Here is a 12,455-nt window from a genome sequence, read left to right as displayed (position 1 = left end):
TCGCCAGTTACTCCACTTCGGGAGGGGAAGCGGCGTATCCTCAGGCGTCGCGGCCGACGATCTTGGCGACGGCGCGGATCTTCTCCATCAGCTTGACGAACTTGGGTGGCTTTAGCGCCTGGTCGCCGTCGCAGAGGGCCTTCTCCGGCTGGTGGTGAATCTCGACGATGAGGCCGTCGGCTCCGGCGGCGACGGCAGCCAGTGCCAGAGGCTCCACCAGATCCCAGCGCCCACCGGCGTGCGAGGGGTCGGCGATGACCGGGAGATGCGTCTTTTCCTTCAGCACCGGAATGGCGCTCACATCGAAGGTGTTGCGGGTGTCGGTCTCGAACGTGCGGATGCCGCGCTCGCACAGGATGATGTTCAGGTTGCCGCCGGCGGCGATGTATTCGGCTGCCATGAGCAGTTCCTTCAGCGTATTGGCGAGGCCCCGCTTCAGGAGCACCGGGGTCTTCAGTTGCCCCACTTCCTTCAGCAGCCGGAAGTTCTGCATGTTTCGTGCGCCGATCTGGATCACGTCGGCCCGGCCCTCGAATAGCGGAATGTCGCGCGGGTCCATCAGTTCGGTTACGATGCGGAGGCCGGTCTTCTTCTTGGCTTCCATGAGGATGTCGAGTCCCTCGCTCTCCAGTCCCTGGAAGGCATAGGGCGAGGTGCGGGGCTTGTAGGCGCCGCCACGCATGAACCCCAGGCCCTCGGTCTTCACCACATCGGCCAGGTGCATCATCTGTTCGACGCTCTCCACCGAGCACGGACCCGCCATCACCTGCATCTTGTCCTTCGCGCCGATCCGCTCGCCGCGCACGTCAATGGATGAATCGTGCTTCTGGAAGTCGCGGCTCACCAGCTTGTACGGGGCAAGAATCGGGATCACCTGCTCGACGCCTGGCCAGCTCTGCCAGTTGGCGCTCTGGAGCTTGCGGTCGTCGCCAACCGCTCCCATGATCGTCCGCTCCGCGCCTTTGTTGAAGTGGACCCGGAGCCCCATGCCTGTGACCTGTTCGGCCACCTGGTCAACCTGTTCCTGGGTCGCATCCGGCTTGAATACTACGATCATGTGGGTCGCTACCGTCCTCTGAGGGCTTCAAAGCCCTGTAATTTCCAGCCCATGGGCCGTACCGTAAGGCCGCCTAACGTAGCCGATGGCCGCACGGCGTCAAAATCGGCTGCCTGAGGCGTGCCCTTAAGGGCGATTCAGTGCGTCTGGCGCGGTCGGACGGCAAGCAGTCCCAAGAGAACGAGCGATAGTAGCGTTCCGGCGGCCCCCGCCAGAAGCCCCGGCGTCCGGTATTCAAAAATGATCCGGTGCTTACCGGGGCCAGCCACCACCGCCTGGTGGAGATGGTTGGCAGGCAGGATGTCGAGCGGGCGGACATTTTCGAGCCTTGCCGTCCATCCGGAGGTAAACAGTTCACGCAGGACAACCGGCGCATCGTCAGTTTGTGTCACCTCTATCTCGTACCGCTCCTCCGACCAGGAGACGAGACGGCAGGTTACGGCTGGCGTGTCCCGTGTGCCGGCCGAGGCAAACGGACCGACGGCCATTGTGTCGGGATCGAACTGGCTGGCGGGGGTAGCCATGAACCGCACAGTTCCCTCGTTATCGGGAAGGCTGTCCCACCAGCTGGGACAGATCACGCGGGAAGAGTTCCCGCCGTTCCGGTAGACTGTTACCTGCGGGGTTTCATGAACGGCGTGGAACTGTTTGCTCTCCAGCGGAAACTGCCGGTCGGCGACGATGACCGACGCCCCGTGGAGCCGTTCGTAAAGGACAGGATCCAGAAAATGCTCGGCGAGTTCCAGCCGTGCCGACTTCAGTGTGTTGCCGGTGGCGGTGGCCGATACCTGGTACAGAATCCCCTGGTCGATGGCGAGGGCAGCGTTCTTGGCGGCGGCCAGAGTGACCGGATCGGCCACCCGATACTGGTTGGCAGGGGTAACCAGTACACCGGGAGGACCGTACCGGAGCGGTGCCGGGCCGGAACTGTTCAGGATGCGGAGATGAGAGGCGAGTTCCGGCTCGGTCCGGATGAACGCCGGGTCGGGCCAGAAGTCCATCGTCCGCCCCGCCTGTTTGCCAGCGTCCATGAACAGCAGAACCGGTAGCAGCAAGCCCGCCGTGCCGGGCCAGCGTAAGGCGGTGATCACAAACACTGCGAGGGAGAGGAGGGCAGCGGCGAGGCCGTCTCTAGCCGCATGGAGGATCACCGGCTCGGCCCATGTGAAGGCACGGGGGTCCAGTTTGGAGAAAATCGCCGTCCAGGGAGGCAGAACAATGATTGCCAGAAGAATTGCCGCAGCCACAGCCGGGTACCACCGCCGCCTGTCCCGAAGTCGGAGCGATGTCTCCCATCGGTTCGCGGCGATGGCTGCGAGGACCGATAACCCCAGTGCCGTCCATGGGAGTAGCCGCTCCGGGAACCGGAGCCGGTTCCATGATGGCAACCAGTCGTAAAGGATACGGTAGAGATCAATGGGACTGGATGGTCCCATCGAGATCACCAGTGACAGCCCCGTGAGCCAGAGGGCTAAAGTTTTGAGGACGGCCACCGGCCGCGCATCGCGTGTTTTCACGAATACCAGCGGCAGGAGAGCAAGGGTAGCAATGCCGGTGTACAACGAATGGAAATAGAACACCGGCATCTGCTCGCTGCAGGAGAATTTCGGACTCCAGGCGGTCATCTCCCGTATGTCGCTGCCGAATACCTGTGGCAGGAACAGTTCCATGAGCCGTACCGGATGGAAGGAGCATTCGGCGGCCGCCGCATAGCCAAGTCCCGCTGTCGCACGGGATGACTCCTGCGCGATGATCCAGGCCGGAACCCACTGGATGAGGCTGAGCCCAATACCGAGCGATCCCCACAGGGCTGCGCTGCCAATGCTGGTGGCGAGTGTTTTCCGCGGAGATCCCGGTTCTATAGGAGCGGGTGTACAGAACCAGTAAAGGAGCACGGTGCCCCACGCGACAAGGAAAGTTTGCGGTTCGCCAGCCAGGAGTATCAGGCCGCCGTATACAGAAAGCAGCGGGCCCGAAAGGCAGTCGCCGGCCGCAAGATGGCACCGGGCAGCATCCAGCATCCAGGGCATCCAGGCAAGGGCGAACATGAACTGGGTTTGCCGGGTATCGGCTGCCATAGGCCCGCTGAACAGGAAGATGAGCGCCCCGGCCAGTGCTCCGAATGCGCCAAGACCGGCACCCCGAAGGAGCCGTTCAAGGCCCAGCGCCGCAACCAGCATGTGCAGCGCAATGATCCAGTTGTAGGCGGTTACGGGGTCGCTCGTCGCCAGGATGAGCAGCTTTGGCGGGTAGAATGTCCCCTGCACCGGGTCAGCGGCATAGGGCATGCCGCCTCCGGAATAGGGGTTCCAGTGGGGAAGTTCTCCCCCGGCTACCCGGTGCATCCAGTAGCCGAGATTCGGCAGGTGGTTGACGGCGATATCCCGCGACCAGAGGGTTTCGCCGTTCACGAAGGCCGGGGCGAACAGCCAGAAAACGGCCAGTACAAGGATCAGTGTATTCAGCGGTTTCAGCCGCGTGTCTCCTTTGCCGGCGGCTCCGGCGCGAATGGCATCCAGACTTCATAGATACCGCTGCTGAGTTCCTTGCGGAAAGGCAGGCCGGAGGTTTCCACAAGACGCATCATCGGCCGGTTATCGGCTTGGATATAGGCGGTGAGTCCCTTGAATCCCTTGCTTCGGGCTATCCGGATGAGCCGTTCGGTGAGAATCGGACCCAGTCCCAGCTTCTGCCGGTCGTCACGGACCAGCACGGCCATCTCGGCAAAACGGGATTTGCGGTCGAGGGCGTAGCTGGCAAGTCCGATGAGGGCTTCGTCGGAGTCTTCAGTCTCATACACACCAAGGCTCAGGCGGCTGTGATAGTCCTGGTCGAAGAACAGCCTCAGCCGGTCACTGGGAAACGAACGTAGGGCGGTGTGGAAGCGGCGGTATATGGAGTTTTCGGAGCCAGAATAGAAAAGTTCGCGCAGCCGTTCCTCGTCCGACTGGCGGAGGGGACGGATCCGCACCGTGCTGCCGTCCTTCAGGAGGACTTTCTCGATCAGCTCGTGCGGATAGCGTCGTTCGGTACCGGCCGGGAGCTGGTCCTTGACATAAACCAGCCGCCGCTCGCGGGCGGTGTTCATCAGCTCGCGGCGGAAGTCGGGATGGGCCAGTTCGGTAAGTGCCAGGGCCCGGTCGCGGATGCTTTTTCCGTGCAGATTGGCTGCACCCCACTCGGTCACGATCCAGTGGATATCGGCACGTGCGGCGGCGAGACCTGCGCCAGCGGCCAGCGACGGTACGATCCGGCTGTGACGGCCGCCGATGGCAGTGGACCTCAGGGCAATGATCGGGCAGCCGCCGGGGGAAAGGGCCGCTCCCCGCTGAAAATCGGAAAATCCGCCAGGACCGGAATAGAAGTATCCACCAAGGGAGTCGGCACAGACCTGGCCGGTGAGATCGATTTCGAGAGCCGTATTGATGCTGGTCATTTTCGGTATTGCGGCAATCCGTTTCGGACTGCACACATCATCCGACGGCTCGAACTCCGGTCCGTCCGGAGTTCCGATGAACCGGTACAGTTCTGCCGAGCCGATGGCGAAACTGGCGGTTCCTGACACGGCGGTTCCCGCCGTGACTAGTGACGTGAGCCCGTCAGAGAACAGCTCCGTGTGGATGGACAGGCTCTTATGTGAGGCGAGCATTCTCAGTGAATGGCCGATCCAGCTTCCGATGCCACACTGGATAGTCGCCTCTTTGGGTACAAGGTCAGCCAGGATCGCGCCAATCTTCCGGGCATCGGCGACAATTCGGGGATCGCTCTGTTCCTGGTACTCGGGGAGGGGAGCATCGGCCGCCACCAGCAGGTGAAACCTCTGTACCGGTAGTAGCGCCGCGCCGCGGGTACGGGGCAGGAAGCGGTTGACCTGACCGATGATGAGGCGGGCCGGTTCCATGGCGGCAAGCGAGAGATCCACCGACGGTCCGAGCGAGACGAAACCGTGCGGGTCGGGCGGTGTCACCGAGACGGCCACCACGTCCGGGGCCAGCGGCCCGTGGCGCATGAGGGCGGGCAGTTCCGAAAGATGTGCCGGGAAAAAAGATGTAGCCTGGCTGTTCACTGCATCCCGGCTGTTCCTGGCAACAAAGAAAACCGACGACCGGAGGCCGGGACGTCCTAGGTAGGGAGCATCGCCAAGCGTAAAGAGCTGAACCACTTCGATATCCGGTGCGAGACGGGGACTTTCGACGATGGCTTGCACGATAGCCCCCGGCACGGCCGCCCCCGTGGCCAGGTAGACCCGTTCGCCCGGCTGGATGCGCTCCACCGCCTGCAGGGCGGAGACGGTCTTGGGATGGGGTGAAAGATCGGGTGGCATGGATGGCGGGAGTCTAACACGTTCGCCGCTCTTGAGAATTCCCCGCACCGGCGGTCAGGATGGCAGCCGGAGGGGGCGTCCGTTGCGTATCTACTGGATCCGGCATGGTGAGATGGAATCGGCGCGGCTGCGTGACCAGTTTCGCACAACAAAAGGAGGCCCAGACCTTGCCCTCCTGAACCGGGTGCTGGGACAGGAGGAAGAGGGCCCGCTTTCGGGAAAGGGCCGCCGGGAGGCCGAGGCCGCCGCCCAGGTGCTGGCCCGCCGACCGATCAAGTCGGTCTGGTCTTCCACGATGATTCGCGCCCGCGAGACGGCCGAGGCGCTGGCGGGCATTACCGGCCATAAAATCACGGTCACCGATGACCTACGGGAGGTGCGTGCGGGGAAACTCTCGGAGGACGAACTGACCTGGCGGTTTATCCGTGGGGTGACGGGTGCACCGCTTTTGCCGGATAGAGTAAAGGTTCTTGTGCTCGGCGCGACAGTTATTCCCACCATGTATTACCGGTGGGAGCGGGGCCTTACCCGCGGCGGAGAGACTCCTGCGGAGTTCCACGCACGCCTCACCCGTGCGGTCAGCGGCATCATCAAAAGTCACGATCCTGGCGATTCAATAGCGGTATTCTGTCATGGATATGTCATCACCTATCTGGCCGACCGGTTCTGCCGGACCGGGCCGCCGGTGCGTGTTACCCGGTACGTCCGGAACGGCTCTATCACCACTACCGACGTGCGCCCCGATGGGTCGCTTGTTCTGAGGGAGTTCGCCGCTGCCCGGCATCTTAAGGTAGGGTGAGGGACCGGAAGGGAAGGGGAAATGCCTGAAGTGGATGTGCTGATTGCCGGTGCCGGTCCTGCTGGCAGCTCGGCAGCGTACTTTCTGGCGAGGGCCGGATTGCGCCCGCTCCTGCTGGATCAGTCCCGCTTTCCCCGTGACAAGGTGTGTGGCGATGGCCTCACGCCGCGTTCGACACGGATGATCGAGCGGCTCGGGCTACGCGAGAAAATCGAGGGGAAATACCGCCGCATTACCTCCGTCCGGATGATTTCCCCATTTGGTACGTTGGCCGAACTGGAGATGCCGAAGGAGTGCTTTGGCGGGCAGGGTTTCGTGGTTCCCCGCTACGAACTGGACAGCATGCTTCTCCAGAACGCGCTTGATGCCGGCGCCAGGCTCCAGTCGGGTTGCCGCGTGACCGGAGTCCGGCGCGAGGATGGCAAGATCATTTGTACAGCCGAGGGCGGGGATGAATACGCCGCAAAGGTGCTGGTTGCAGCCGACGGGGCGAACTCCATCATCCGCCGCAAGCTGAAACTGGACAAGAGGACAGCGAAGCATGGGGCCTGGGCGATCCGGGCGTACTACTCGGGGGTCGCGCCCGATTCGGCGGGGGCGTTCGAAATATCCTGGGACAAGCAGCTTCTGCCGGCCTACGGCTGGCTGTTTCCGCTGGAGGGCGGCCGGGCGAATGTCGGGCTCGGTATCCGTGAGGACTATCTGAAGGAGTCGGGTCGCAAGCTCCCGGACTTGTTCGACGACTTCGTGAAGCTCAATCCCCGCATGCAGGTGGAACTGAAGAACGCCACCTGTGAGGGGAAGCCTCGCGGACACTATCTCCCGTTCGGATCCTACTACGACCCGTTCACCGCCGACCGGGTGATCTTTGCGGGCGATGCGGCGGGATTCATTCACCCGCTCACGGGTGAGGGGATCGAATACGCTCTGGAGTCCGGCGAGGCGGCCGCCGGGATGATCCTGACGGTACACGGAGCCGGGGGAAACTACACAAAGAAGGAGCTTGATCCTTACGGGAAGGAATGCATGCGCCGGTTTGGCCATACCATGTCCATGGGCTACCGGATGCAGCGGATGTTCCGCTTCCCGCGACTGGTTGAACGAAGCATGAAGCTGGCCGTCGAGAACGAGGAAATCCGGAACCAGTTCGCCAGCGTCCTGATCGGCGACGGACGGGGCCTTCCGCTCAGTCTGTACCGGAAGGTGATTCTGGGATTTTAGCCGGTTCGGTGGTGGACTTTTCGCGCCGCTGCCGGTTAACAGGATGCGTGCGGGAACCCTTTATCCGTGCTGACACCGGTTGGATATTTTTTGTTGATGAGTTTTGCCGGCGGCGTTGTAACCGGCATTCTGGGCTATCGGCTATGGGCTAGGGGCAAGGAAACTCTTCCGGCCGGGACGGTCCCGGCCGCCAAGCGGCCACGCCAGCGTAGGCCCCGGACTGGCGGCGGGGATGCCGCGGCTGAGCCAGCCGATACTGCCGTTTCGGGCCCCCTGCTCAGTATCGGTGACCGGGACCGCCTTGCCGAGTGGATGATCGAGACCGAAAAAGCCCTTGAAAGTACAGGCAGCCTCAACCGGGCCTGGTCGTCGCGTGCGATGGTCCAGATCAAGACATGGCTGGACAGCGGGCATGACAAGCCGCAGGAGGCCGTGGAACTGGTGGAGTCATTCCGCCAGGTGCTTCTGGATGGCCTGATCCGCTCGGCGGAGCTGACCGGGCCGATTCTCGTCAAGCTTCGGGAAAGTGCGGGCGGTGCGGCTGGCGAGAGCGGCGAGGTGAGCAGCAAGCTGGCTGTGCTCCGGAAGGAAACGGGGACACGGCTGACGGTCATACGTGAGCGGTGCGCGGGACTTCCCGTTTCCCAGCAGAACGAGTTCCACTTCACCTGAAAGAATGGCCAGAAAACAGAACGCCCGGCTCCTTGCAGAGTCGAGCGTTCTTCCGGGATTCCTGTTTCAGGAAACCGTGTGGGATCAGGGGGTCAGTCCGCCAGCCGGATTGCCGGCGGGGGCTTCCGCCGGAGCGGCACCTTCTGCGGGTGCAGTGCCTTCTGCCGGGGCGCTCTCAGCTGGAACAACTTCCTCAGCGGGTGGCGGGGCTTCAACCGGGGGTGGCGGAGGCGGCGGTGTCGGGACCGCTGCCGGTTGCGGGGCGGCTTCTTCGGATTTGGGCGGACAGCCCGGCAGTACCATCAGGCCTGCGCCGAGAAGTGACAGGATGGTTGCAGTCGAACGTGCTTTCATTGGTCGTATAGACCTCCTCTTTCTTTCCGGACATCCCTGTATGTATGGAAGCCGGTTCTCTCGTGCAAATGACAGTAGTGGAGGCTACCCGATTTGCAAGAATGTTATGGGAGATGCTTATAAGCCGCTGTAATTATTGGGAATAATATATTTTAGGAGGGACTGGATGCAGAGTCCGGCTCAATCTGAATCAGCAGAATACCCGATTCGACGGCGGTTCCCTCGGCGGGGCCCAGTTTCACGACCTTGCCATTCACAGGGCTTTTCAGTTCGTTCTGCATCTTCATTGCTTCGACGATGACAACACCCTGTCCGGCCTGAACTGTATCGCCAACCTTTATGTGATACTTCACGACCTTGCCGGGCATGGGGGCGGCTATGGTGCCGTCCGATGCGCCGCCACCGGCAGCCGACCCGGACCATTTGCGTTCGTCTGGTGTCTTGAGGGTGATATTCCCGCCCCGGCGGCTCAGGATCACTTCGGATCCGGAACTGGTCACCTGAACGTCGTAGCTGCGGCCATCAAGGATGAGGTGATAAAGGTTGCGGGTGATCGCGCGGACATCCACGGCGAACATCTTGCCGCCGCTTTCCATTTCCCATGTGCCGTTGTCCCTTGGCCGGAGCTGTACGGTGACCGGTTTGCCGTTCCATTCGATCTGCAGTTGCATGCTGTTGAAACCTGTCCTTCCCGTGGGGAGTACGTTCTAGAGCCGGCGGAGCTGGGCCTCGCGCCCTACGATCTTCCACATGCTCCCGCTGGAGCCCCCATCAGGCTGTGCTGCGGGTACGGCTGAATCCTTGCGCGCAAGGGCCGCGGCGGCGAGGGCGAGGGGCATTTCGTCGCTTGGCGCCGGCTGGGCCTGGAATTTGAACTTGTTGTCCAGCCAGTGCGTATCGAAGGCGGCGGTGCCGAAATCGGGATGCTCCAGCAGCGCCAGGTGGAAGGGAATGTTGGTCGTGATGCCGCCGATCTTATACTCGAGCAGGGCCCGGCGCATGCGCTGGGTGGCTTCCCGGCGGTCGCTGCCCCAGGTGATGAGCTTGGCGATCATCGGGTCGTAGGACATGGGGACTTCCCACCCTTCATAGACACCGCTGTCCACCCGGACACCGGGACCCTCCGGATTCTGGAGGTGGGTAATGAGGCCTGGTGACGGCATGTAGTTGTTTGCGGGATCCTCGGCGCAGATACGGCACTCAATGGCGTGCCCGCGCTTGACGATATCGGATTGCCTGAACGGCAATTTTTCGCCTTGGGCAACCAGAAGCTGCGTTTTCACCAGATCGACCCCCGTCACCATTTCGGTCACGGGGTGCTCGACCTGGATGCGGGTATTCATCTCCAGGAAGTAGTAGTTCTGGTTCGCGTCCATGATGAACTCGACCGTCCCGGCATTCGTGTAGCCAACGGCGCGGCCGGCCTTGAGGGCGTCTTCGCCCATTTTGGCGGCCACATCGGGCCGGACAAACGGAGAGGGGCACTCCTCGACAACCTTCTGGTGGCGCCGCTGGAGGGAACACTCGCGCTCAAACAGGTGAACGCCATTCCCATGTTCGTCGAAAATGATCTGGATTTCGATGTGGCGGGGGTTTTCAATGTACTTTTCGATATACACTGAGCTGTCGCCGAAAAATGCCTGGGCCTCGTTCTGGGCGAGCGCCAATGCGCCGTCCAGTTCGGCGTCAGATCGTACGACACGCATCCCCTTGCCGCCGCCGCCGTTTACGGCCTTGACCATGATCGGATAGCCGACGGTCTTGGCAGTCTTGCGGGCATCGGTAGCATCGCGAATAGGCTCCTTGTCTCCCGGAACCACCGGCACGCCACCCTTGGTCGCCTGCTGGCGGGCGGCCGTCTTGGAACCCATGGCATCGATGGCATCTGGTGGGGGGCCGACCCATATGTACCCGGCGTCGATCACGGCGCGGGAAAAGTGGGTCCGCTCCGAAAGGAAGCCGTAGCCGGGGTGAACGGCATTCGCGCCCGACTTTTTCATTACGTCAATCAGTTTGTCCGCTCTGAGGTAGCTCTGGGCGCTCTCGGTGGGACCGATGTGGTACGCCTCGTCGGCCATGCGCACATGGAGGGCGGTCCTGTCGATATCGGAATAGACCGCTACCGTGGGGATACCAAGATCCCGCGCCGCCCGGATGACGCGAATGGCAATCTCGCCGCGATTGGCGACCAGCAGTTTCTTTATTTTCTTGGTGCTCATGACTCGTGGTTTGGCTCCAGTATCCGGTTCAGAGCGGGATGTTCCCGTGCTTCTTGGGAGGATTGACGCGCACCTTGTTCTTCAGCATCTCAAGCGCCTGGGCAATCTTCTTGCGCGTGTCGGCCGGATGGATGATCTCGTCGATGAAGCCCTTCTCAGCTGCTTTGTAGGGGCTGGCAAACTTATCTTTGTAGTCCTCCACCAGCCGGTTCTTTTCGGCAACAGGGTCCTTGGCGTTCTTCAGCTCGTCACGGAAGATGATGTTCACAGCGCCGTCCGACCCCATCACGGCGATTTCGGCCGTCGGGTAGGCATAGTTTACGTCGGCAAGCGAGTGCTTTGAGGCCATCACGACGTACGCACCGCCATAAGACTTGCGGGTGATGATGGTGATCTTGGGTACCGTGGCCTCGATAAAGGCATACAGGAGCTTGGCTCCGTGCTTGATGATTCCGCCGTATTCCTGGGTAGTGCCGGGCAGGAAGCCGGGGACGTCCACAAAAGTGACGAGAGGGATGTTGAACGCGTCGCAGAACCGGACGAACCGCGCTCCCTTGATCGAGCAGTTGATATCGAGGACGCCTGCCTGATGATCGGGCTGGTTGGCAGTGATTCCGATCGGTCGGCCATTCACGCGGGCGAAGCCGACGATGATATTCTGGGCATAGTCCGGTTGGATTTCCAGAAACTCGCCGTCGTCAACCACCGCCCGGATGATCTGCTTCATGTCGTAGGGGATATTCGCCTCATCTGGCACGATCTGGCTGATTTCCGTCGTTGCCCGGCTGGGGTCATCACGGGTGGGCTTTACCGGCGGGTCCTCGCGGTTGTTCTGAGGCATGTAGGATAGCAGTTCGCGGATCAGGGCGAGAAGCTGTTTGTCGTCCGGCGCCGTCAGGTGGCAGACGCCTGAGCGTGTCGAATGGGCGCGCGCGCCGCCGAGATCCTCCTTGGTGACTTCCTCATGAGTTACCGTCTTGATGACATCCGGGCCGGTCACGAACATATAGGCCGACTTGGCCGTCATCAGGATGAAATCGGTCATAGCCGGGCTGTAGACCGCACCGCCGGCGCAGGGACCCATGATGGCGCTGATCTGGGGAACGACGCCCGAGGCGTGGACGTTCCGGGTGAAGATATCGCCATATCCGCCAAGCGAATCAACTCCCTCCTGGATGCGGGCGCCGCCCGAATCGTTGAGGCCCACAAAAGGGGCGCCATTCTGCATGGCGAGGTCCATAATCTTGCAGACCTTGCGGGCAAAGGCACCGGAGAGTGAGCCTCCGAATACGGTGAAATCCTGGGAAAAAGCATAGGTTAGCCGGCCGTTCACGAGGCCGTAGCCAGTGATGACGCCATCGCCGTAGTATTTTTCCTTGTCGAGGCCGAAATCCGAACAGTTATGGACGACGAACTTGTCCAGTTCGACGAAGGTACCGGGATCGAAGAAAAACTCGATCCGTTCCCGGGCTGTCAGCTTCCCGGCTTTGTGCTGCTTCTCGATCCGATCCTTGCCGCCGCCGGCCTCGGCCAAAGCCTCGCGCTCGCGCAGGAGTTTCAGTTTCGCTTCCATTGTCATGGGGAATCTCTTTCTGCCGGAATGATGGATTGCGCGACGTTGGCCGCCCGGGATGGAACCCGGAATACCCCGCCGACGGCCCGCGTCAATAACCGCCGCTTGACTCGCCGGTCAAGGTTCCTGTCGGGCGAAAAGAAGAACCGTAAAGTGCGAAGAACGCTACGCAATTGGGCCAATAGGTACAAGTGATCTACGTCGTCGGAAACCATTCTGGTATGCTGGCGGGCAAC

Annotated in this window: 10 protein-coding genes; 3 read left to right on the top strand and 7 right to left on the bottom strand. The window is 61.8% G+C overall.

The genetic code is table 11. The annotated features are described in order from the left end of the window. Positions 1 to 40 precede the first annotated feature (40 nt). From aroF to KIT79_11210, 3 genes are all read right to left on the bottom strand, one after another. Entirely contained in the window at positions 41 to 1,057 is a 1,017-nt protein-coding gene (gene aroF, locus KIT79_11220) for a 3-deoxy-7-phosphoheptulonate synthase (GenBank protein ID MCW5829871.1), read from the bottom strand. Between the two features lie 137 nt (positions 1,058 to 1,194). Then, entirely contained in the window at positions 1,195 to 3,468 is a 2,274-nt protein-coding gene (locus tag KIT79_11215) for a hypothetical protein (GenBank protein MCW5829870.1), read from the bottom strand. A 59-nt stretch (positions 3,469 to 3,527) separates the two neighbouring features. Further along, on the bottom strand, positions 3,528 to 5,381 hold the full coding sequence (locus KIT79_11210; GenBank protein ID MCW5829869.1) for a GNAT family N-acetyltransferase: 1,854 nt from the start codon (positions 5,379 to 5,381) through the stop codon (positions 3,528 to 3,530). Between the two features lie 82 nt (positions 5,382 to 5,463). Between KIT79_11210 and KIT79_11205 the strand changes: the two genes are divergently transcribed. The 3 genes from KIT79_11205 (at position 5,464) to KIT79_11195 (ending at position 8,073) form a co-directional block, all read left to right on the top strand. Continuing rightward, on the top strand, positions 5,464 to 6,180 hold the full coding sequence (locus tag KIT79_11205) for a histidine phosphatase family protein (GenBank protein MCW5829868.1): 717 nt from the start codon (positions 5,464 to 5,466) through the stop codon (positions 6,178 to 6,180). A 21-nt stretch (positions 6,181 to 6,201) separates the two neighbouring features. Then, positions 6,202 to 7,401, top strand: a complete 1,200-nt coding sequence (locus KIT79_11200) for a geranylgeranyl reductase family protein (protein ID MCW5829867.1) — start codon at positions 6,202 to 6,204, stop codon at positions 7,399 to 7,401. A gap of 96 nt (positions 7,402 to 7,497) precedes the next feature. Next, positions 7,498 to 8,073 carry a hypothetical protein gene (locus KIT79_11195; protein ID MCW5829866.1) on the top strand — a complete coding sequence of 192 codons (576 nt, stop codon included), beginning with the start codon at positions 7,498 to 7,500 and terminating at the stop codon, positions 8,071 to 8,073. Between the two features lie 84 nt (positions 8,074 to 8,157). Here the strand turns inward: KIT79_11195 and KIT79_11190 are convergent, their stop codons facing one another. The 4 genes from KIT79_11190 to KIT79_11175 form a co-directional block, all read right to left on the bottom strand. Further along, positions 8,158 to 8,427 (bottom strand): hypothetical protein, encoded by a 270-nt coding sequence (locus KIT79_11190; GenBank protein ID MCW5829865.1) that lies wholly within the window; start codon positions 8,425 to 8,427, stop codon positions 8,158 to 8,160. Between the two features lie 152 nt (positions 8,428 to 8,579). Next, positions 8,580 to 9,098 (bottom strand): biotin/lipoyl-binding protein, encoded by a 519-nt coding sequence (locus tag KIT79_11185; GenBank protein ID MCW5829864.1) that lies wholly within the window; start codon positions 9,096 to 9,098, stop codon positions 8,580 to 8,582. Between the two features lie 36 nt (positions 9,099 to 9,134). Beyond that, positions 9,135 to 10,646, bottom strand: a complete 1,512-nt coding sequence (accC, locus tag KIT79_11180; GenBank protein ID MCW5829863.1) for an acetyl-CoA carboxylase biotin carboxylase subunit — start codon at positions 10,644 to 10,646, stop codon at positions 9,135 to 9,137. Between the two features lie 28 nt (positions 10,647 to 10,674). Then, entirely contained in the window at positions 10,675 to 12,219 is a 1,545-nt protein-coding gene (locus KIT79_11175) for an acyl-CoA carboxylase subunit beta (protein MCW5829862.1), read from the bottom strand. Positions 12,220 to 12,455 lie beyond the last annotated feature (236 nt).

The sequence above is a fragment of the Deltaproteobacteria bacterium genome (genome assembly GCA_026129095.1).
Classification (GTDB): domain Bacteria; phylum JAGRBM01; class JAGRBM01; order JAGRBM01; family JAHCIT01; genus JAHCIT01.
The sequence above is the reverse complement of the archived record's forward strand: the minus strand, read 5'-3'. Positions and strand labels throughout refer to the sequence as shown.

Coding starts and splice junctions, on each gene's coding strand:
- KIT79_11175 (MCW5829862.1), bottom strand. CDS start 12,219: ATGGAAGCGAAACTGAAACTCCTGCGCGAGCGCGAGGCTTTGGCCGAG.
- KIT79_11185 (MCW5829864.1), bottom strand. CDS start 9,098: ATGCAACTGCAGATCGAATGGAACGGCAAACCGGTCACCGTACAGCTC.
- KIT79_11200 (MCW5829867.1), top strand. CDS start 6,202: ATGCCTGAAGTGGATGTGCTGATTGCCGGTGCCGGTCCTGCTGGCAGC.
- aroF (MCW5829871.1), bottom strand. CDS start 1,057: ATGATCGTAGTATTCAAGCCGGATGCGACCCAGGAACAGGTTGACCAG.
- KIT79_11195 (MCW5829866.1), top strand. CDS start 7,498: ATGAGTTTTGCCGGCGGCGTTGTAACCGGCATTCTGGGCTATCGGCTA.
- KIT79_11190 (MCW5829865.1), bottom strand. CDS start 8,427: ATGAAAGCACGTTCGACTGCAACCATCCTGTCACTTCTCGGCGCAGGC.
- accC (MCW5829863.1), bottom strand. CDS start 10,646: ATGAGCACCAAGAAAATAAAGAAACTGCTGGTCGCCAATCGCGGCGAG.
- KIT79_11210 (MCW5829869.1), bottom strand. CDS start 5,381: ATGCCACCCGATCTTTCACCCCATCCCAAGACCGTCTCCGCCCTGCAG.